Source organism: Acinetobacter sp. YH12131 (assembly GCF_013418635.1).
In the GTDB taxonomy this organism is placed as follows: Bacteria; Pseudomonadota; Gammaproteobacteria; order Pseudomonadales; family Moraxellaceae; genus Acinetobacter; species Acinetobacter towneri.
The window spans coordinates 23531-44726 of the sequence record NZ_VPBQ01000015.1; the positions used below are offsets into that span (position 1 = coordinate 23531).

Here is a 21196-nt window from a genome sequence, read left to right on the forward strand (position 1 = left end):
TTACATCAAAACGATTGATATATTTACAAACATAATCAAGGGGATGAATGATGGCAGAAATGGAAGCGATATTACCCGTACCGGTTTTAATTGTTGAAGATGAGCCTATTATTCAGTCACGTCTTAGAAAAATTTTGCATGATATTGGCTATCAAGATGACATGCTATTTTTCGTGAGTCATCTTAAAGCTGCAATGACGTGTATAGAAGATCATCCGATTGCTTTAGCTTTAGTCGATTTAGGCTTGCCCGATGGCAATGGTAAAGAACTAATCGAACAATTACATTTTAGAGATCCAAGCGCATTAATTTTGGTGATTTCTGCATGGAGCACCCAAGACAGCTTATTTTCTGCAATTCAAGCAGGTGCAACAGGCTATGTGCTTAAAGAACGTGATGATGCTGAAATTATTATCGCAATACGCAGCATTTTAAGAGGTGGTGCACCGATAGACCCATTTATCGCCCGTGAAATTTTATCGCAAATTTCACATCAAAAAGTACCCGTGCTGACCGAAGATTTATCAGATCGCGCCGATGCTCAAGCATTCAACTCACATTATGAACAGCTCACCAATCGTGAATTAGAAATTTTAAATCTGGTGGCGCAGGGCTTAAGTAACCGTGAAATTGCTGAGCAATTATTTGTGTCGCGTTATACCGTTGAAAGTCATATTAAACATATCTATCGGAAGTTGTCGGTCACTAAACGCACTAAGGCTGTCAGTACCGCTAGAACTTTAGGTCTTTTATGATTCAAAGGCTTTGGCAGTGTGGTTTGGGCGTGTTGTTATTGTTCTGTGCGTGGCAAAGCTATGCGCAGCAAGTGGTGTACCCAATTAATCAGTACTGCAATGTGCATGTACTTTCAATCAGCTCTGCCAAAACAGCATCACATAATAAAAAACCTAAAACGGGTTGGGAAAATGTTCAACTGCCCGACGTTTGGGATGATCGCTGGAAAAATTATAATGGTGGGGCGTGGTACAAAATAGAGTGGGAGTGGTTTTGTGAGCGTGATCATCGTTTAAATCAACCCATCGTTTTTGCACTGAATTTTTTAAATAGTGCAGGGGCAGTTTATCTGAATCAAGATTTACTTTGGGCAAGTCAACATTTAGAAGAGCCTTTGTCAAAAAACTGGAATATGCCACGTTACTGGATTTTACCTATTTCAGGCTTAAAACAAGGTAAAAATCAAATATTGGTCTATGTAAATGGATATGCATTTCAAAATGCGGGTATAGGAAAAATAAGTTTTAATAATGTGCATAACAATATTGAACAGCACCAGCAAAGTATATGGAATAAACGTACTTTATTTGAAATTAATGCGATTTTATCTGCCACTTTAGGCATTTTATGTTTGGTTATTTGGCTGTTTTTACGCCGTGATCAGAGTTTTGGTTGGTTCGCGTTGAGTTGCATGTTCTGGTTATTATTTATTTCTCATTTTTTAACCACAGAAACCTTTCCATACCCAAGTGTATTGGTGGCATCTCAAGCCAATTTAAGCTTTTTTATCCTCTATGTTTTAGCTTTTAGTCTGTATTTAATTAGGTTTGTCAATCAACGCTTGCCAATATTGGAAGAAAGTATTTTTATTCTGAGTTTAGCGGTAATCGTTTGTGTGTTTTTAACACCCTTAGATTATGTCAAACTGGTATTTGGGATTGTCTTTTTAAGTTATGCCAGCTTACTAGTCGTGGTTTATTTTTATTTGGCGTATTTAGCGTATAAATCCCCAAAAACAGAAGTATATCTGCTGCTATTTTGTTTAACCTTGATTGGCTTTTTTGCGGGTGTAGATGTATTTCGTTTAAGTAATGCGGCAACGGCAAGTTTATATCAGCCATTATCACCGTATACCTCGCCAGTAATTACTTTATTTATTGCGATTATTTTAGGCATACGCCTAAAAAGAAATATTCAAAAAATTGAGAAATTTAATCAAGATTTAGAGCTTAAAGTTTTTGAAGTCAGTGATGATTTAAAACGCAGTATGTCAGAAAAGCATTATTTAGAATTGGAAAATGTGCGTTTGCAAGAGCGGATTCATCTATCGCATGATTTGCATGATGGTTTGGGTGCATCTTTGGTACGTTCCATGATTATGGTCGACCAAAGCGAACAGAACATGAGTAATCAGCAGTTCTTATCTATGCTGAAATTACTGCGTGATGATTTACGTCAAATTATTGATAGTGGTTCTTCCATTGGTTCTAAAGTGCCTGAAAATCCTAAAATTTGGGTTGCGCCAGTACGTCATCGTTTTAGTCAATTGATGGATGAAATGGATATTCATTCCAAGTGGGATTTTCCAAATGAATGGGTGATTGAGCCGAATTCGTTACAGTGCTTAACTTTGATGCGGGTATTAGAAGAAAGTTTAACCAATGTGATTAAACACAGCCAAGCCAAGCATGTATCCGTCAGTATGCAATTTGTACCGCCTAAGCAATTGGTACTTAAAATTCAGGATGATGGTGTAGGTTTTGAAGCCAATAGCGTGCTTGAACATGGCATGAGTATTGGGATGCGCAGTATGAAAATGCGTTTAGAACGGGTTGGAGGGCAATTAAAATTAAATTCGACACCTGGCTATACGTTAATTCAGGCAGTTTTAACTTTAGATCCCGCTTATCTAAATTCCCCAAGATGAATTGATCATCTTGAGGGGGCTGAAACGAATATTTTAAGCGTCTTCAGCAGGTAACAACATTAAAATGGATTCATTGAGCAGTTGTACCAAATCTTCCAAAATATTTGCGTCGTAAAGGTTTTCATCGAGCAGCACGCGTTCACCATTGGCAATTTTTTGCAGCGTAGGGATAGATGCTTCTGCGACACAAATCGCTTCACCATTCGCCCAAAATAAAACTTCATCTAGCTGATTTGCATAAAGTAGGCGAGAGGCGGGTTCCAACATGATTTGATAACCCTGATCTAGCGCATCTTCTAAATCGCCTACACCTATTTCATCTACTTCAGGAATATTTTCAGGATATTTCGGTTCAGACATTAAGCTTAAAATCGCATCATCCAACACCGATGAGTTTTGTAAACGCGCCCACAATTCTGCTTTCAGATAATCCAATTCTGTCGCAGTCATTTCGCCAATTTGGGTATTTTTTTTACGAACAAGGTCTTGTAGTGGCGTGCGTAACATTTCATCGGCAGAGAATTTATCGCTCACTCGATCCATCATTTCACTAATATTCGGCATGCGGAAACCGAACGAGAACGTCAGACAATCATCTTCCGCCACGCCATAATGTGCCAAACCCGGTGGCACATAGAGTAAATCGCCAGGTGCAAGAACTTCATCAAAATTGACCTGCATTTCAGGCAATAATTTTAACGGTTGTCCTGCGACAAATTCAGTTTCAGCATCACACATTTGCCCAAGTTGCCAACGACGATGTCCATAGCCTTGTAGCAAAAACACATCGTAGAAATCAAAATGCTGACCTACAGAGCCGCCTTTAGGGGCATAAGACACCATTATGTCATCACGTCGCCATTGCGGAATAAAAGGAAATTTTTTCCAAAGTTCAGCGAGATCAAAAGAGTAATGATCAACGGCTTGTACCAATAGCGTCCACAACTTTGGCATTTTTTGAAAATCAGCCTTAATGAGCGGTGATGATTTCACAGTCCATTGATTTGGATCGCGATCTTTTTGTTTGATTAAACGGGCAGTCACATCTTCTTCAAGTGCCAGTTCCATTACATCACTAGGTTCAAGTAGGTTGGCAATTTCTGGGAGTGCATTGCGTACCAAAAGTGGTTTTTTTTGCCAATATTCACTTAGGAATTGTTCTGCGGTAATTCCGCCCAAAACATCTAAAGGTTGCGACATAAAATAGCCTAAGCAAGTTTTATCAATAATCTCAATATTGTCTGATTTGTCGCTGCAAAGGGCAAGGTGATTTATAGTCTTTATAAATATTCACGGCTGTTAAATTACACAGTTTTAAACTTAAGGAACCTGAATATTCAGCATTCTTAACATGCGGCATAACTGAATCATCGGCAGACCCATCAAGGTAGTTTGGTCATTGCCTTGCATGGCTTCAAACAGACTAATACCTAAACCTTCGCACATAAAACTACCTGCACAGTGTAGCGGTTGTTCCTTTGCAACATATCGTGCAATTTCATTGTCAGTTAAGCTGCGGAATTTAACTGTGTAGTGTTCTACAACCGTTTGTTCAAAGCCTGTAGATTGCTGCTGCACACTCAGCGCAGTGCTGAAATAAACCGTTTGACCTGAATTGGCTTGTAATTGTTGTATAGCTTTTTCTGAAGTGAGCGGTTTACCTATAAAAATATCAGGCTGCTGTTCACGCCATGCCACTTGATCTGAACCAATCACAATTGCATCAGGATATTGCTGCGCAATACAGTGTGCTTTTTCAAAAGCCAAGCGTCGCGCCAAATTATCTGCATGCAATTCACCCTGTGCAGATTCATCAATATCAGGTGAAATTGACTTATACGCCAAATGCAGACGATTCATCAATTGCTGACGAGTTTGACTGCCAGACGCTAAAATAATTTCAGGATGTTGCATCAGATCATCACACCGCATAATCCATCAAAATATCTAAAGGCACATAAGACAATACTGACTGATGACAGGCTTGAATTTTAATTGGTGGTGCTTGACCTGCCTGATAGGCTTCAACCCAACGGGTGACGCAAATACACCAGAAATCACCCGGTTGTAAGCCGTTAAAACCAACTTCTGGTACTGGCGTGATTAAATCATTGCCAATTTTTTGCGAGAAATTTAAAAAATCAGAGGTCATTTGTGCACAAACGGTGTGCTGACCTAAATCGGTTGGGGCGGTATGACAAAAACCGTTACGAAAATATCCAGTAATAGGATCAAAGCAACAACTGGCGAGAGATTCGCCCAAAACATTTAAACGATTGATATTTGGATCAGGATGAATAGACATAAGTGCGAGAAAGATGGTGGCTTTTCTCTATCATAATCAAAACTTTTGCTTTAAACAGCAATTCTACAAAAGTTGCTAACCTTTTTCTGCATAATCATTTAAAATCGTGGCGTTTTGATATCAATAAAGTGAGCTATACATGAACTTTCAGCGTATGACTGACCTCGATTTAGCAGGTAAGCGTGTCCTTATTCGTGAAGATTTAAACGTACCTGTTAAAAATGGTGTGATCACCAGCGATGCACGTTTACGTGCGGCATTGCCAACGATTCAAGCTGCTGTTGCCAAAGGTGCAGCAGTGATGGTGTATTCTCACTTAGGTCGTCCTGTTGAAGGTGAGCCAAAAGCTGAACAATCTTTAGCACCTGTAGCTGCGTATTTAACCCAAGCATTAGGTCAAGATGTTCAACTGATCACTGACTATTTAGATGGTGTAGACGTTGCTCCTGGTCAAGTCGTTTTATTGGAAAACTGCCGTTTTAACCACGGTGAAAAGAAAAACAACCCAGAACTTGCCGCTAAATATGCAGCATTGTGTGATGTATTTGTGATGGATGCATTTGGTACCGCGCACCGTGCAGAAGCCTCTACTGAAGGCGTTGCACGTTTAGCACCAGTGGCAGCAGCAGGCCCATTATTGGCTGCGGAATTAGATGCTTTGGGTCGTGCCTTAAAAACACCTGAAAAACCAATGGTGGCGATTGTTGCAGGTTCTAAAGTATCGACTAAGTTAGATGTATTGACTTCATTGTCTGATATTTGCGATCAATTAATTGTAGGCGGTGGTATTGCCAATACTTTCCTTGCTGCAGCAGGCTATAACGTGGGCAAATCATTATGTGAAAATGATTTGATTGACACTGCCAAAGCAATTGCCGCAAAAGTTTCTGTACCACTGCCAACCGATGTTGTAGTTGCAGATGCCGCTGAAATTAATTTTGAAGATTTCTTGGGTTCATTGGCAGCAGCGAAAGCAACTGTGAAAAAAGTTGAAGATGTTGCAGACAACGATATGATTTTAGACGTAGGCCCAGAAACTGCAAAAGCATTTGCTGAAATTTTAAAAACTTCAAAAACAATTCTTTGGAATGGCCCAGTGGGTGTATTTGAAGTTGATCAATTTGGTGAAGGTACGAAAGCACTTTCATTGGCGATTGCAGAATCTGCAGGTTTCTCTATTGCAGGCGGTGGTGACACTTTAGCTGCAATTGACAAGTATGAAGTTGCAGACAAAATCGGCTATATCTCTACAGGTGGAGGTGCATTCCTTGAATTTGTAGAAGGTAAAACCTTACCTGCAGTTGCGGTATTATTAGAACGCGCTTAAATCTAGAAAATTTATCAATAATTTTTAAAAAGGTTGACTTCGGTCAACTTTTTTATATTTATGTCATGCCGTAGTCATCAAAATGTCATAAATATGCAATAAACTGTAGTAAATGAATGACCTAACTGTAGGAAATGACGATGATTCAAAAACTAACACTTGCTGCTTTAATTGCTGCATCTTTAGCCTTGACTGCTTGTGCAAAAAAAGAAAGCGCACCTGCGACTGAAACTGATGCATCTTCTGCAGTTGTAGATAACGCTCAAGTTACACCAGAACAACAAGCTGCAATCGACGCAATTGACCAACCAATCTTGGATGAAGGCAACACCGATATTCCTGAAGACGTTGCAAATGCACCTGCTGACGTTGCGACTGCAGACACAGAAGTTGCTGCTTCTGAAGCGCAATAAGTGCTGAAAAACGACAAATTGTAGTAATTTGTTTAAAAGTCCCTGCTTTTGCAGGGACTTTTTTTTGAAAAAGGCGATTTGTTGCTGAATTGAAACAAATCACAGGGTAGAATAACCAACATTATTTGGGAGGATATTATGGCTCTTATTTCATTGCGCCAGCTCTTGGATCATGCCGGTGAACATGCTTACGGCGTTCCAGCGTTTAACGTCAACAACTTAGAACAAATGCGCGCAATTATGTTAGCCGCAGATGCAACCAATTCACCTGTAATTGTTCAAGCTTCGGCAGGTGCGCGTAAATATGCAGGTGCGCCATTCTTGCGTCACCTGATTTTGGCTGCAATTGAAGAGTGGCCACATATTCCAGTGGTTATGCACCAAGACCATGGTACAAGCCCTGATGTATGTCAGCGTTCGATCCAACTAGGCTTTTCATCAGTAATGATGGATGGTTCTTTGGGTGAAGATGGTAAAACACCAACGTCGTATGAATACAACGTCGAAGTGACGCGTCGTACTGTGCAAATGGCGCATGCGTGTGGTGTATCGGTTGAAGGTGAGATTGGCTGTTTAGGTAGTCTTGAAACAGGTATGGCAGGTGAAGAAGATGGCGTGGGCGCAGAAGGCGTACTTGACCACTCTCAATTGTTAACATCTGTTGAAGAAGCACGTAGCTTCGTTGCAGATACTAATGTGGATGCTTTAGCGATTGCTGTTGGTACTTCGCACGGTGCATACAAGTTTACTCGTCCACCTACAGGCGATATTCTTGCAATTGACCGTATTAAAGAAATTCATGCTGCGTTGCCAAATACACACCTTGTAATGCACGGCTCTAGCTCTGTACCACAAGAATGGTTGGCGGTGATTAACCAATACGGCGGTGACATCAAAGAAACTTATGGTGTACCTGTTGAGCAATTGGTTGAAGCAATTAAGCATGGTGTGCGTAAAATCAACATCGATACAGATTTACGTTTAGCTTCTACTGGTGCAATGCGTCGTATGATGGCAGAACAACCAAGCGAATTTGACCCACGTAAATTCTTCGCAAAAACTGTAGATGCAATGAAACAAATTTGTATAGACCGTTATGAAGCATTTGGTACTGCAGGTAATGCAGACAAAATTCGCCCAATTTCTTTAGAGAAAATGGTTGAACGTTACAAATAATTCTTAATTTAATTAAGAACTCGAAAGCCCACAGTCCTTGTGGGCTTTTTACTGATGAGTCCACAACTTCCAATCAAGAACAAAAACAATCCTCGAGCGTGTCATGGAACTGATTGTAGCCGCAGCCTTTTGTAGTGTACTGGTCTCTATTTTATTAAAAGTCTGCAAAACGCAGGGTTTTAACCCCATGCAGATGATTACATGGAATTATGTCAGTGCCAGTGTGTTGTGTTTTTACTGGTTTAAACCCAACTTGGGCACGATCTCAATCCAACATACGCCGTGGTGGCTTATTATTAGTTTGGGTGTGTTGTTGCCCAGTGTCTTTTTAGCATTAGCAAAATCGTTGGACAGCGCAGGTATTTTAAAAACTGAAATTGCACAGCGTTTGTCAGTGGTTTTGTCTTTAGCAGCCGCTTATTTTATTTTTCAGGAAAATTTTAGCCAACTGAAAATTGTGGGAATCGCGCTTGGGATTATCGCGGTCTTATGCATTTTGTATTCGCATCGTGCTGCAGTGCAGTCTGCTAAAGCGCAACAAGGCATCTTATATTTGAGCTGTGTTTGGTTGGGTTATGCACTGATTGATGTTTTGCTTAAATACACCACAGGTTTAGGACTGCAATTTGCAGTTGCACTGAATTTGATGTTTGTATGTGCTTTTGTTTTGGCGATGGCTTATATCTTAATCCGCGATAAAAGCATGGGCAGTATGCAAAATATCAGTGCAGGTTTAATTTTGGGTGCACTGAATTTTGCCAATATAGCCTTGTATGTCAAAGCTCACATGCTGCTCAAAGACAGCCCTGCAGTGGTATTTGCAGGGATGAATATTTTAGTGGTGCTATTTGGCGTGATCAGTGGTGTATTGTTCTTTAAAGAAAAGCTGAAAAGCACGACCACTATTGGGCTAGGCTTGGCATTGCTTAGTGTGCTTTGCCTCGCTTATGCCATGACGGTTTAAGATAACTCAACATAAAGCGAAAAGGATGTCGCAATAAATCTGCAGTTTCTGCAAGACCATGCAGCATTGTGGTTCTATCGCAGATCGGGCAGCGCAGGGTTGGATAGCTTGGTTTGGCTTGATATAAATACAGTTTTTTACAACGTCGGCATTCTAGTTTTAGCGGCATTAAATTGAGCATCATACACCTCATTTTTATTTTTGATAGAGATTGAGTACAGATTGCAAATATAGATAAAGCAAAATTCAGACCAAAAAATAGGGACAAATTTTGTCCCTAGTGTTATCGCATGTTTGTTTTACAGTTGCGTGAAAATCTCACGTTTATCAAGGCGTGATTTTGGCAGTTTGGCATTAAAATCTTGTTCACTACGATAGCCTAAACACAATAAAACCGAAGGAATCAGTCCTTGCTCAGTTAGTTGCAGTTCTTGAGTTAAAATTGCTTCATCAAAACCACCAATTGGCGTTGCGTCAATTCCTTCAATGCCTGCAGCCAAAAGCATTTGTCCGAGTGCAATAAAGGTTTGATTTTCTGCCCAACGCTGAATATCGCCTTTTTCATTGCGGTAGTAATCGACATAACCTGTGCGGCTGTCTTTCTGACCTTGTTTAGCGGCTTCATCTTTAAAGCGTCCACTAGCAGCATCCTGATTAAGCAGGTTTTCTAAATGTAATTCGCTAATGTCAGCTTTGGTGCAAAATAAAATGGTATGCGAAGCATCTAAAACTTTAGGGGCGTTATAGGCGTACTTTCCAACTAAAGCTTTAGCAATACGTTGTTTGGCTTCAGGGCGATCTGCAATAAAAAAATGCCACGGCTGAATATTAATGGAAGATGGTGCTAAACGCAGAATTTCTAATAAACGCTCAAATTGTTCTGCAGGAATAGTGCGACTCGCATCATAGGCTTTGGTCGTATAACGAGTTTGTGCAACGTTGAGCAAATCCATGAATCATCTCCATTTAAAGACTATATTTGGGGCAGGTGTGCGCCAAAAGCTTAACATGCCTCGCTATGCTAACGGAATGAATCCATGTGCTATTTATGCGGTTAAGATGAGATGAGCACGACATAAACATCTTTAAACTTAGTGTTAAATTCAATCATGCAAGACGTTTTCACTATTGGTTGTTTATAGCAAATAGGCGTTAAATATAAACTTGAGCATGGTGCATCCCAAAGGTGTATGGATGGAATATATCAATTATTTTAAGCGTAAATTAAAAACTCAGCAGCAAATTGGCTTATGGGTAGGTTTAGCAGATGCGTATGGTACTGAAATTGCTGCCAATGCAGGCTATGACTGGCTTTTAATTGATGGGGAACATGCACCGAGTGATTTAAGAACCACTTTGTCACAATTACAAAGTATTGCGGCTTATCCCTCTCAAGCGGTGGTGCGCCCGCCGATTGGCAGTGTGCAACTCATTAAACAACTGTTGGATATTGGCGTACAAACTTTGCTGATTCCTATGGTTGAAAGCGTTGAACACGCTGAGTTGATGGTCAAAGCGGTACGTTATCCACCTGAAGGTATTCGCGGCGTAGGCGCAGCTTTAGCACGTGCAACTCGCTGGAACAGTATTCCAAATTATTACGCGACAGCGCATGAAAATATTTGTTTGCTCATTCAAATTGAATCGGTCACAGGTTTAGAAAATCTGGATGCTATTTTACAAGTCGATGGGATTGATGGGGTGTTTATTGGTGCGGTGGATTTATCTGCCACGATGGGTTATGAAGGCAATCCGAACCATCCAGAAGTACAAGCCGCTGTGGTCGATGCGATTCAACGGATTCGTGCAGCAGGCAAAGCAGCAGGGATTTTATCGACCCAACATGAAGTGACACAAAAGTATTTGGATTTAGGCACAGAATTTGTGGCAGTTGGGGTAGATACCAGTGTGTTGATGACTTCGCTGCGTGAGTTGTTGGCTAAATATAAAGCTGATGCCGAAGTGATTAAAACGGAAGGTGGGTATTAATCTGCTAGCTGAAGAGATTTTGGCTAAAGAGGTTTTAGTTAGCTATGTTTAGCTAAGTACCTTTAGTGTTGTATCTATTATTTTTATGTAAAGATGTTGCGCTTAATAGTTCCAATGACTCAGTTGCCAAGTTGCTAAGGCTTGATTTGGTTCAACTACTAAAATTTGTGCAGCATCTGCGCGCCAATCGCCTAATACAATTCTAGGTTTGCCGTGTTCATTGTGAATATTTGGACGATGCGTATGCCCATGAATTAACACATCTGCATGCTGCAAGGCTTGTGACACAGCATCTGCATTTACGTCCATGACGTCATAACTTTTGACTTGATTGGCTTGCTGACTTTTTTTGCGGAAACCTTGTGCAAGTTTTTGCCGAAAAGCCAAAGGTGTTTTCTTTAAAATCCCTAAAATGATGGGATTGCGAATAATTTTTCGGAATTTTTGATAGGACACATCATCGGTACACAGCGCATCGCCATGTTCTAAACGCACCTGTTGTGAACCAATGTGCAGCGTGTACACATCGGGCAGGAGTTGTCCTGAAAATTGATCTAGAAATTTCTGACCTAAAGCGAAATCACGATTGCCGACAATAAAGTAAATTTGATTACCTGCTTGGCTAAATTGCTTTAGACGTGTAACAACTTCATCGAGCCACGCTGCGGTGTAATCATCACCAATCCATGCATTAAACCAGTCGCCTAAAATATACAGTTGGGTGTTTTTATTTTGATAAGCATCTAGCAAATCTAAAAACCCCCGAACAAGTCGAGGGTGATTTGGTGACAAGTGTAAATCTGCGATAAACAGATAGGTCACGAATTATTCCTTGGAATCTCCCTCAATCCCTCTTTTAAAAGAGGGAATTCTCCTCCCTAAACGAATTTTAAAGCACAGCTTTAAAATGATGTGTGTAAGGGAGGTCGGGTAGGATTCTTATTCAGCAATGATTTTTGCAGATTCAATCACCACATTTTCTAGTGGAACATCTGCGTGATAACCACGGTTGCCAGTACGCACGCCTTTAATAGCATCTACAACGTCCATACCTTCAACAACTTTACCAAACACGGCATAACCCCAACCTTGTGCAGTTTTGCCTGTGTGGTTCAAGAAAGAGTTATTTTTTACGTTAATGAAGAACTGTGCAGAAGCAGAGTGAGGTGCTTGGGTACGAGCCATTGCAATTGTACCAACATCGTTGCTTAAGCCGTTGTCAGCTTCGTTTTCAATCGCATCACGTGTTGCTTTTTCTTTGAAGTTTTCATCCATGCCACCGCCTTGGATCATGAAACCATCAATAACACGGTGGAAAATTACGCCGTCATAAAAACCATCACGAACGTATTCTAAGAAGTTAGCAACTGTAATTGGTGCTTTTTCAGCGTTCAATTCTAAAACAATACGACCTTTATTGGTGTTTAATTCGACTTGAGGAAAACTCATTGTGTAATCTCCTAAACATGGACACGAATGCCATGGGTTTTTTGGTTGAGAGAAGCATAAGCAAACTGTAAACTACAAGGCAAGTAAAAACGTTATTTTCTTTGTTAAAAACAAGGAAAAGCGTTCTAATGGGTGATGTATGCTTCACTACTGAAGTTTCTGTAACCTAGTTTATCCAATTTTATTTTAGAAGTGATTTTATTGCTATGAAGCCAAATGATGTTGTTGCATCTCTGCCAAACACCCCGACACCAAGTTCAAATGCCTCTGTCGATGCTGTGCAGCAAGAACAACAGCCGGGCTTAGACTTTATACGTCAAGTCATTACCGATGATATTGCGGCGGGTCGCACTCAGCAGGTGGTGACACGTTTTCCACCTGAGCCGAATGGTTATTTGCATATTGGTCACGTGAAAGCAATTTGCTTGAACTTTGGCATCGCACAAGAATATCAAGGGGTGTGTAACTTACGTTTTGATGACACCAACCCAGATGCAGAAGAACAAGAATATGTTGATGGTATTGCCAATGACGTGAAATGGCTGGGTTTTGAGTGGAATGGCGAACCACGCTATGCATCAAGCTATTTCGATCAATTATATACATGGGCAATTCAGCTGATCGAACAAGGCGATGCTTATGTCGATTTGCAAACCCCTGATGAGATTAAGCTCAATCGTGGTTCTTTTGTAGAGCTGGGTAAAAATTCGCCATATCGTGATACGCCAGTAGCAGAAAACTTGGCTTTATTTGAAAAAATGCGCAATGGTGAATTAGGCGAAGGTCAGGCAGTACTCCGTGCCAAAATTGATATGGCTTCACCAAACGTACACATGCGTGATCCGATTTTGTATCGTGTTTTACATTCATCGCATCACCAAACGGGCGATAAATGGAAAATGTACCCAATGTATGATTATGCGCATCCATTATCAGATGCCATTGAAGGCATTACTCATTCACTATGTACTTTAGAATTCCAAGACCATCGTCCATTCTATGATTGGGTGGTGGAAAAGGTGAAATCCGAGGCTGTGCCGCGTCAGTATGAGTCTAGCCGTTTGAATATTGATTACACCATCACATCTAAGCGTAAATTGCGTAAATTGGTTGAAGGCGGTTTTGTGAATGGTTGGGATGACCCACGTATGCCAACAGTGGTAGGTATGCGTCGTCGTGGCTTTACACCAGAAGGTTTGCGTGATTTCTGTAAGCGTGTAGGTGTGTCTAAGTCGGATGGTATTGTGGATGTTGCAATGCTTGAATATTGCATCCGTCAGTCATTGGAAAATACTGCAGCACGTGGCATGGCGGTGTTGAATCCACTTAAAGTGACTTTGACCAATTTGCCTGAAGCACTGGATTTAGTCCATGCACGTCATCCAAATGTAGATATGGGCGAGCGTAGTATTCCACTGACTTCTGAAATTTATATTGACCGTAAAGACTTTGAAGAAGTGCCGCCTAAAGGTTTCAAGCGTTTAGTGCCAGAAGGTGAGGTGCGTCTACGCCATGCTTATGTAATCAAGTGTGATGAAGTGATTAAAGATGCTAACGGCGAAGTCATTGAGCTGAAATGTTCAATTGACCCTGAAACTTTAGGCAAAAACCCAGAAGGTCGTAAAGTCAAAGGCGTGATTCACTGGGTATCTGCAAGTAAAGGCGTTGCGGCAGAAGTTCGTTTATATGATCGCTTATTTACTGAGTCTGATCCAGAAGTGGGTGATGATTTCTTGGCGAATTTAAACCCCGAATCGTTGACTGTGGTACAAGCCATTGTTGAACCTGCATTGGCAACAGCACAACCAGAAGATCGTTTCCAATTTGAACGTGAAGGTTATTTTGTTGCAGATCAGTATGATCACAGTGCGGAAAAACCAGTGTTTAACCGCATTTTAGACTTAAAAGACAGCTTTAAACCTGGCAAGTAACACCTTATTTAAGTTTTAGCTTGCAACTTGAAAGCCCAACTTGATCAATTCAGGTTGGGCTTTTGGTTTTATCTATTTGAGGTTTATAGAATATTTTGTGAGATATACAGTGTCGCTAAAATGACTGCGATTAGCGGTTTTTATGCTGTTCCTGCTTCATCAGGATTTGCGGTAACTGCATTTTGGCTTTATCGCGTAGTTTCTTCTTAATATAGAGCACTAAAGCAAAGCAAGTGGTGGTCAGGGTCAGCATCATACTGTTCATATAACTCATCAATGAACTGACATAACCAATGGTGGTTAAACGATCCATCATCTTAAATACTTGCGGGCTGCTTTCCACACCTGTAATTGCCCAAGTGCATAAATGTTCACAGTTATTCATAATCAGATGATAATTGTTTTCATGCATTCTGGAGCGCATACGGCGTACCACTTTGCGGCCTTTATACTTGGGCGCATGATACGACTGCACAATAATATTTTTGCCGTGACTAAACTTTTCAATACTGGTCATTTCAATCGGGTGTTTTTTAAAAAGATGTGCAAAACCCGAATAGTGAATCACGCGACCACGCCCGGCATAGATACCATGATGGCTATAGCCGAAGTGTTTCACAATTAAATGTGCCCCTAAAGGAAATCGTGTTTTCTGCTTGAGCATCGTACGCTTGACCAATAAAGTAACATGAGTAGAGAAAAGAAATCAGGTTTTATAGTGTACTGCGTCTGAAGCAAATATGCGATAACCCATTCAGTTATATGCACAATTTGTAACATAGCAGGTATGGAGATGATAATGTTTTGTTCTCGGTGGAAGTGCTTATTGCTCTGTTATTTATTCTGCACGCCTACTGCACAAGCGGAAATTCGCGCATGGACGGTTAACAACAGTAAAATCAATGCAGATGTGGTGGAAGTGACACAGTTGTCACAGTTAGGCTTATATCTGAAAGATCGGCAAGGGAAACCATATCTGCAAATTTCACAACTACAAAAAAATCTACAGTCTTGTGAAAACATGCAATTTGCCATGAATGCAGGCATGTTTCATCCAGATTATTCGCCTGTGGGTTTGTATGTGGAACAAGGACGACAACTTAAAAAGCTGAACCGACAGCAACAGGGATGGGGGAATTTTTTAATTCAGCCCAATGGTGTACTGGCGTGGAATCATCAACGGGTGTTTTTAGGAACAACCCAACAATATGCCAATCAAGCGTTCAAAGCGCAGTATGCGACACAGTCTGGCCCAATGTTAGTTATTAATCGCCAGTTAAATTCACGTTTTTTGGCAGACAGTACTTCTTATAAAATTAGAAATGGGGTTGGGTTAAAAGACCAAAGCCTGTACTTTGTGATTAGTAACACGCCTGTGAATTTTCATCAATTTGCCACCTTTTTTAAAGATGAGCTGCAAACGCCAAATGCCTTGTATTTAGATGGTTCGATTTCTACAGCGTATATTCCGCAATTACAACGTCATACTCATCCACATCGCAATTTAGGTCCAATTTTAGCTTATATAGATCATCAAGGCTGTAAACCCTAACATTGGAGTTTGGTTTTGGCTTGGCTGAATTTATTGTCCAATAAAACCTAAGGCTGTGCCTTGCATCCTGCAGATTTTGACTGCTTCTTCGCTTTTCATTTGTTTGACTTCATTTTCAAATTGCTTTTTTTGTTGTTTAAGTTGCTCATCTGAAATACCCATGTTTTTAGCAAAACTTTCCATTTTCTCCCAAGTTTCGGCACATTCTTTCGGCATTGGGCTACAGGCTGTTAAACTTAGGCTGAGTAGGGCAAGACAGCTAAGGCTAGTTTTTTTCATTGTCATTTTCTCTGTTTGAATAATTCGAATTTATTGGTGTAATGATTATGTGTAGAAATATTAGCGCATGATTATGAAGATATGATTGACTGCGTTTGAAAAGATTAGCGTTTTTGTGCAAGCTCAAGCACGTATTAAGATTTATAAAATTTATTGTTTTAAGTGCCAATATATTTGAAGCAATTAAAAAAGGCACTTAGTTCAACTAAATGCCTTTTTTATCATATTCCATTACTGGAATGGTAGATGCTGGAGTTCATTTAACTCTTTGCGGCTATAACCTCGCGAAGCGAGAACCTTCTTAATCCCGATAATGACATCTTCATCTGTGGCTTTGGTTAAAGCTTCGAGAAGTTGTTCATTTGTCTTGCAAGAGCAATCATTTTCAACACAAGCAATTTGATTTTTATGCTCGTTTTGCTGTTCTGTAGAGAACAACTTTTGCCAAAAACTCATAGAGCCTTCATTCACAACCTAACATAGATCGAAATATAGCCAATATAAAAAATAAATCAAGTCGACCTAAGTGATAAAAGCAGCAATCGAGTTGCAGAATTTTCGATGATATTGCATTTTTTTAACGAAATTATGACAGCTAAAGGGCTTGTAATGCTTTAACTGATTCATTTACATCATAATATTTACAAGTGCTCAAAAGCAGAACTTGTAAATATTGAAGAAAAATGCAACAAATTGTTTAAATCTTTTCCAGTAAAACAGCCGATTCAACATGATGGGTGTATGGGAATTGATCAAACAGTGCAAATTTCGTCACTTTATGGCTTTGACACAAGGTTTTTAAATTGTCATGCAAAGTGTCTGGGTTGCACGAAATATAAATAATACGTTTAAAACGCTGTAGGAGTTTTAAGGTGTCATCGTCAATTCCTGCGCGTGGCGGATCGACAAAGACCGTATCAAAATCATAACTTGCAAGATCAATGTTCGCTTCTTGCAAGCGGCGGAATTCACGCTCACCGTTATAGGCTTGAGTAAACTCTTCAGCCGATAAGCGTGCCACTTGAATATTCTCAATCTGGTTTTGTTCAATATTCCACTGCGCTGCATATACCGAAGATTTAGCCAGTTCTGTGGCAAGTACACGACGGAAACGAGTCGATAGCGGCAGGGTAAAGTTACCATTACCACAATAAAGTTCTAATAAATCTTGCTCAGAATGTTCGGCAACCGTACATGCCCATTCCAGCATTTTTTGGCAAACTTGCGCGTTTGGCTGGGTAAAGCTGCTTTCAATTTGCTTATAGGTATAAGTGCGCTCAAAAACCTGTAATTGTTCAACTACATACTCATCGGATAGCACGAATTTTTGCCCACGGCTGCGTCCAATCAGTTTAATGTTTAATGCTTTGCTCAAAGCTTGGGCTGCAGGCTCCCAATCAGATTCAAGTTTGCGGTGATAAAGCAGTGAAACCAACATTTCGCCACTTAAAGTCGCTAAAAAATGCACTTCAAATAAACGAGCCGATAATACGGGATCGGCTTTCAGGGCGGCTAACAGCTTTGGCATTAATAAGTTAATGCTGCGGTCTGCAATCGGAAACTCATCTACACGAATAACTTTTTTCTGCTTATCTTCACTGCGTTCAAACATGGCATAAAACAGATCATCTTCAATATGCCAAATTCGGAACTCTGCCCGCATACGGTAGTTGTGTTCTGGTGAGGCAAATACTTGCAAGGCAGGCGGGTTATATTCGGCAAATTGGGCAGAAATACGGGCAACTTTTGCATCAAGTTGTTGCTGATAAGATGAGGTCATATGCAGTAAACATCACAAACACAGAGAAAGAGCGATGGTAACAAAGTTTTAAAGAGATACCTAAAACTATTATGAAAATGATGCAATCCTGCAAGATGTCAAAATAGCCTAAGCATGTTGATGACATCCTACAAGTGGAAAAATTTAGATACTGTAATTACTTTAAACTTGATGTAATTGATCGAACAATTGCTGCATGCCCTCAGTGGCAGTTTTGGAAATCCGTTGAAATTGAGCAGGAAGTTGGGCTTGCATGGCTTTTGGGTCAATATAATAAGCCTGACAATTTGCAGGAATTTCGTGTACTAATCCAGCAACAGGGTACACCACCAAACTTGTACCAATCACAATAAAAATATCGGCATCTTGAATCAAATCCAGTGCTTCTTCATAGGCAGGAACTGCTTCGCCAAACCAGACCACATGCGGACGTAAAGGATAGCCTTGTGGGCAAAGATCCTGTTGCAAGTTCAGCGAGTCACCTTCAATTGGAAAAAATTCTGTCGTGTATTGTGCATGAGGCCCTGAGCTTTTGGCTAAACGAATATTGCCGTGTAAATGCAAAACTTCTGAACTGCCTGCACGTTCATGCAAATCATCAATATTTTGGGTGATCACTTGTACATCAACATCATCTTCAAGTTCAGCAATTAAGCGATGCGCCAAGTTAGGCTGCGCATTAAGAATGTTTTTACGACGTTCATTATAAAAGCGTTGGACTAATTCAGGATTCCTTGCCCATGCTTCAGGACTTGCGACATCCTCCACGCGATGTTTTTCCCATAAGCCATCACCATCTCTAAAGGTGTTGATTCCACTTTCTGCGCTCATACCTGCACCCGAAAAAACCACTAATTTACGCATGTTTTATTCTCTTGATGGATGGTTAGATTTGAGTATAAGTGCCGAAAATAGAAACACAAATCTACAGCTCATTTTTTCAGAATTTTAAGTATCTAAATATGTGAAAGTTTAGTGCTGTCTATAACTTTGCTGAATAATTGAATCAAAGTTCACTTTTTATTGCTTGTTATTTCATTTTAATGATAGAACATAAAGTAAAGTAGTATGACGCTACAAAATCAAATATTGATGAACCAGAACCTATAATAATGTGCAGAGGATGCCATGTCACAACACAATCCATCGCCAAATCACACGCCTGCAACTCACAGTGAAAAAGTGAAATTTGATTGGAAAGATCCTTTTTTGCTTGAACAGCAATTGACTGAAACCGAACGTATGATTCGTGATAGTGCCTATGCTTATTGTCAGGAAAAATTACTGCCGCGGGTACGTGATCAGTTTAGACATGAAACGGTAGATCGCAGCATCTTCCGTGAAATGGGTGAGCTTGGTTTGTTAGGCTCAACCATACCTGAACAATATGGCGGTGCAGGTTTAAATTATGTGAGTTATGGGCTAATTTCACGTGAAATTGAACGGGTCGATTCAGGCTATCGTTCTATGGCAAGTGTACAAAGCTCATTGGTGATGGTGCCAATTTATGAGTTTGGCAGTGAAGCACAAAAACAGAAATATTTACCCAAACTTGCTTCGGGTGAATGGGTGGGATGTTTCGGTCTGACTGAACCTGATTTTGGCTCCGACCCTGGCAGTATGAACAGCAGAGCACATAAAGTTGCAGGCGGTTATCGTTTACACGGTGCGAAAATGTGGATTACCAATAGTCCAATTGCCGATGTATTTGTGGTGTGGGCAAAAGAAGTTTCAGCAGATGGGCAAGTGGGTGATATTCGCGGTTTTATTTTAGAAAAAGGTTGGGATGGACTTTCTGCACCAATCATTCAAGGCAAGGTTGGTTTACGCGCTTCAATCACAGGTGAAATTGTCATGGACAATGTTTTTGTGCCTGAAGAAAATATGTTACCTGAAGTGCGTGGTTTAAAAGGGCCGTTCACTTGTTTAAATAGTGCACGTTATGGCATTGCTTGGGGTGCTATGGGTGCGGCTGAGTTTTGTTGGCATACTGCGCATCAATATACGATGGATCGGATTCAGTTCGGACGTCCTTTGGCGGCCAATCAGCTCATTCAAAAGAAACTTGCCGATATGCAAACCGAAATCGCGCTGGGTTTACAAATTGCTTTACGTTTTGGTCGTATGAAAGATGAGGGTATTGCTTCACTCGAAGGTACTTCGCTGATTAAACGCAACAACTGTGGCAAGGCCTTAGAGATTGCTCGTATGGCGCGCGATATGCTTGGTGGGAATGGTATCAGTGATGAATATGGCGTGGCGCGGCATTTGGTCAATTTGGAAGTCGTGAATACCTATGAAGGGACGCACGATGTGCATGCGCTAATTTTAGGTCGTGCGCAAACGGGTATCGCGGCTTTTGCCAATTAAATCTAGATCTAAACTAAATCTAGGTCTAATGATGCTACGGTGGAAAATATTGCAAACCACATTTTCCACCGTTTTACTTTAGCTGTTTAGTTTTAAAAATTGGCTAATTTCCTGATTAAATTTCAACGGTTCGGTCAGTAAAGGGGTATGCCCAGATTGGTGAAATATGACTTGTTTCGCATTCGGCATAGCTTCTATCACTTGACGTTGTCCTTCTGCCGCATACAAGGTCGATTGTGCGCCTGTAAAAAAGACTGTCGGACAACCCAGTTGAGTTAAAGCCTCACGATAATCTTCCTGATGGTGTAAATAATTGTCGATATACCAGCGTAAATAATCTAAACGCTGTGTAGGTAAAATATAGCGTTGTAAAACAGGACGTTTGACGGCCAGTTTAAATAAAAACGGACTGATTTTATTGCTGGCTTGTAATTCTATAAATTCTAGCCAAAGTTCGACTAAGTTTTTACGCTGCAACACATCCATTTGTTGAATATCAGTATATTGCGCGTGATCATGTAAAAACTCGGACAGATGAATCAATAACTGTTTAAATTGTTGATGTTGATTGCCAAATAAGCCATAAGGCCAGTTTTCATCTACCCCAATTTTTGGTGCTTGGTCAATTTGTAAATAACTGCTTAAATGCGCAGCCAATTGTCCATATTGCATGCCATGCATGGCAGTGGTTGCCCCCATGGAATAGCCAATCAGTTTAAATTGTTGCAGGTTCTGTTGTTGAAGCAGACTGTTTAAATCTTGCCAATGGCTCGAAATAGCATCCAGTTCTGGAACGGCACACAGGTTTGAACCCCCAAAACCACGCCAGTCTGGAATAATAAAACGATACTGCTTTTTATGTTGATACAGAAATGGCAACCATTGCCAACTGTGCATGCCTAAACCTGAAAGCACAACCACAGGCTCACCTTGACCAAATTCACGTACAAATAGAGCTTCGCCATCGGGCATGCGGTAAAAAGGCATCAGCATTTCCTT

At 40.5% G+C, this 21196-nt stretch carries 23 protein-coding genes; 10 read left to right on the forward strand and 13 right to left on the reverse strand.

Going from position 1 to position 21196, the window contains the following annotated elements:
• The first annotated feature begins 50 nt into the window (after positions 1 to 50).
• Both FTU66_RS10675 and FTU66_RS10680 read left to right on the forward strand, forming a co-directional pair.
• On the forward strand, positions 51 to 755 hold the full coding sequence (locus tag FTU66_RS10675; protein ID WP_004973283.1) for a response regulator transcription factor: 705 nt from the start codon (positions 51 to 53) through the stop codon (positions 753 to 755).
• Complete coding sequence (locus FTU66_RS10680) at positions 752 to 2662, forward strand: ATP-binding protein (RefSeq protein WP_180112783.1); 1911 nt, start codon at positions 752 to 754, stop codon at positions 2660 to 2662. Before FTU66_RS10675 ends, FTU66_RS10680 begins: the two co-directional genes overlap by 4 nt.
• A 33-nt stretch (positions 2663 to 2695) precedes the next feature.
• Here the strand turns inward: FTU66_RS10680 and FTU66_RS10685 are convergent, their stop codons facing one another.
• The 3 genes from FTU66_RS10685 to FTU66_RS10695 form a co-directional block, all read right to left on the reverse strand.
• Positions 2696 to 3862: a cupin domain-containing protein gene (locus FTU66_RS10685; protein WP_154320704.1), complete on the reverse strand. Its 1167-nt coding sequence runs from the start codon at positions 3860 to 3862 to the stop codon at positions 2696 to 2698.
• 120 nt (positions 3863 to 3982) lie between these two features.
• The gene (locus FTU66_RS10690; protein ID WP_026438423.1) at positions 3983 to 4576 is read right to left on the reverse strand and encodes a nucleoside triphosphate pyrophosphatase; all 594 of its coding nucleotides are present in this window, start codon (positions 4574 to 4576) and stop codon (positions 3983 to 3985) included.
• 7 nt (positions 4577 to 4583) lie between these two features.
• Complete coding sequence (locus tag FTU66_RS10695; protein ID WP_004973294.1) at positions 4584 to 4967, reverse strand: DUF2237 family protein; 384 nt, start codon at positions 4965 to 4967, stop codon at positions 4584 to 4586.
• 139 nt (positions 4968 to 5106) lie between these two features.
• On the opposite strand from FTU66_RS10695, the gene FTU66_RS10700 reads away from it, so the two are divergent.
• The 4 genes from FTU66_RS10700 to FTU66_RS10715 all read left to right on the forward strand — a co-directional run bounded on the left by FTU66_RS10700 (position 5107) and on the right by FTU66_RS10715 (position 8847).
• Complete coding sequence (locus FTU66_RS10700; RefSeq protein WP_004973295.1) at positions 5107 to 6294, forward strand: phosphoglycerate kinase; 1188 nt, start codon at positions 5107 to 5109, stop codon at positions 6292 to 6294.
• 140 nt (positions 6295 to 6434) lie between these two features.
• Positions 6435 to 6707 (forward strand): hypothetical protein, encoded by a 273-nt coding sequence (locus FTU66_RS10705; RefSeq protein WP_131260911.1) that lies wholly within the window; start codon positions 6435 to 6437, stop codon positions 6705 to 6707.
• 138 nt (positions 6708 to 6845) lie between these two features.
• The gene (gene fba, locus FTU66_RS10710; protein ID WP_004973298.1) at positions 6846 to 7883 is read left to right on the forward strand and encodes a class II fructose-bisphosphate aldolase; all 1038 of its coding nucleotides are present in this window, start codon (positions 6846 to 6848) and stop codon (positions 7881 to 7883) included.
• A gap of 103 nt (positions 7884 to 7986) precedes the next feature.
• Complete coding sequence (locus FTU66_RS10715; protein WP_154320705.1) at positions 7987 to 8847, forward strand: DMT family transporter; 861 nt, start codon at positions 7987 to 7989, stop codon at positions 8845 to 8847.
• Here the strand turns inward: FTU66_RS10715 and FTU66_RS10720 are convergent.
• Both FTU66_RS10720 and nfsB read right to left on the reverse strand, forming a co-directional pair.
• Positions 8810 to 9031: a hypothetical protein gene (locus tag FTU66_RS10720; protein WP_081402487.1), complete on the reverse strand. Its 222-nt coding sequence runs from the start codon at positions 9029 to 9031 to the stop codon at positions 8810 to 8812. The two genes, FTU66_RS10715 and FTU66_RS10720, sit on opposite strands and share 38 nt — an antisense overlap.
• Before the next feature lie 115 nt (positions 9032 to 9146).
• Positions 9147 to 9800 (reverse strand): oxygen-insensitive NAD(P)H nitroreductase, encoded by a 654-nt coding sequence (gene nfsB, locus FTU66_RS10725; RefSeq protein ID WP_004973304.1) that lies wholly within the window; start codon positions 9798 to 9800, stop codon positions 9147 to 9149.
• Between the two features lie 241 nt (positions 9801 to 10041).
• Here nfsB and hpaI point away from each other — a divergent pair, with 241 nt between their 5' ends.
• Positions 10042 to 10836, forward strand: a complete 795-nt coding sequence (hpaI, locus tag FTU66_RS10730; RefSeq protein ID WP_096900940.1) for a 4-hydroxy-2-oxoheptanedioate aldolase — start codon at positions 10042 to 10044, stop codon at positions 10834 to 10836.
• A gap of 102 nt (positions 10837 to 10938) precedes the next feature.
• Here the strand turns inward: hpaI and FTU66_RS10735 are convergent, their stop codons facing one another.
• Both FTU66_RS10735 and FTU66_RS10740 read right to left on the reverse strand, forming a co-directional pair.
• Positions 10939 to 11658 (reverse strand): UDP-2,3-diacylglucosamine diphosphatase, encoded by a 720-nt coding sequence (locus FTU66_RS10735; protein ID WP_179991095.1) that lies wholly within the window; start codon positions 11656 to 11658, stop codon positions 10939 to 10941.
• A 117-nt stretch (positions 11659 to 11775) separates the two neighbouring features.
• Positions 11776 to 12285 carry a peptidylprolyl isomerase gene (locus tag FTU66_RS10740; RefSeq protein WP_004973310.1) on the reverse strand — a complete coding sequence of 170 codons (510 nt, stop codon included), beginning with the start codon at positions 12283 to 12285 and terminating at the stop codon, positions 11776 to 11778.
• 206 nt (positions 12286 to 12491) lie between these two features.
• Here FTU66_RS10740 and FTU66_RS10745 point away from each other — a divergent pair, with 206 nt between their 5' ends.
• Positions 12492 to 14216: a glutamine--tRNA ligase/YqeY domain fusion protein gene (locus FTU66_RS10745; RefSeq protein WP_180112784.1), complete on the forward strand. Its 1725-nt coding sequence runs from the start codon at positions 12492 to 12494 to the stop codon at positions 14214 to 14216.
• Between the two features lie 130 nt (positions 14217 to 14346).
• Here FTU66_RS10745 and FTU66_RS10750 read toward each other — a convergent pair whose 3' ends face one another.
• Entirely contained in the window at positions 14347 to 14880 is a 534-nt protein-coding gene (locus FTU66_RS10750; protein WP_096900868.1) for a lecithin retinol acyltransferase family protein, read from the reverse strand.
• 135 nt (positions 14881 to 15015) lie between these two features.
• Here FTU66_RS10750 and FTU66_RS10755 point away from each other — a divergent pair, with 135 nt between their 5' ends.
• Positions 15016 to 15768 (forward strand): phosphodiester glycosidase family protein, encoded by a 753-nt coding sequence (locus FTU66_RS10755; protein WP_228274531.1) that lies wholly within the window; start codon positions 15016 to 15018, stop codon positions 15766 to 15768.
• Positions 15769 to 15798: 30 nt separating this feature from the next.
• Here the strand turns inward: FTU66_RS10755 and FTU66_RS10760 are convergent, their stop codons facing one another.
• The 4 genes from FTU66_RS10760 to FTU66_RS10775 form a co-directional block, all read right to left on the reverse strand.
• On the reverse strand, positions 15799 to 16047 hold the full coding sequence (locus FTU66_RS10760) for a hypothetical protein (RefSeq protein WP_004973320.1): 249 nt from the start codon (positions 16045 to 16047) through the stop codon (positions 15799 to 15801).
• A gap of 231 nt (positions 16048 to 16278) precedes the next feature.
• Positions 16279 to 16503 (reverse strand): hypothetical protein, encoded by a 225-nt coding sequence (locus FTU66_RS10765; protein ID WP_004973321.1) that lies wholly within the window; start codon positions 16501 to 16503, stop codon positions 16279 to 16281.
• Between the two features lie 241 nt (positions 16504 to 16744).
• A complete protein-coding gene (gene trmA, locus FTU66_RS10770; RefSeq protein ID WP_178318681.1) occupies positions 16745 to 17827 on the reverse strand; it encodes a tRNA (uridine(54)-C5)-methyltransferase TrmA in 1083 nt (360 codons plus the stop codon).
• 162 nt (positions 17828 to 17989) lie between these two features.
• Complete coding sequence (locus FTU66_RS10775) at positions 17990 to 18691, reverse strand: NAD-dependent deacylase (RefSeq protein WP_180112785.1); 702 nt, start codon at positions 18689 to 18691, stop codon at positions 17990 to 17992.
• 264 nt (positions 18692 to 18955) lie between these two features.
• Between FTU66_RS10775 and FTU66_RS10780 the strand changes: the two genes are divergently transcribed.
• Entirely contained in the window at positions 18956 to 20197 is a 1242-nt protein-coding gene (locus FTU66_RS10780) for an acyl-CoA dehydrogenase (RefSeq protein ID WP_131260895.1), read from the forward strand.
• A gap of 78 nt (positions 20198 to 20275) precedes the next feature.
• Here FTU66_RS10780 and FTU66_RS10785 read toward each other — a convergent pair whose 3' ends face one another.
• Positions 20276 to 21184: an alpha/beta fold hydrolase gene (locus tag FTU66_RS10785; protein ID WP_180112786.1), complete on the reverse strand. Its 909-nt coding sequence runs from the start codon at positions 21182 to 21184 to the stop codon at positions 20276 to 20278.
• Positions 21185 to 21196 lie beyond the last annotated feature (12 nt).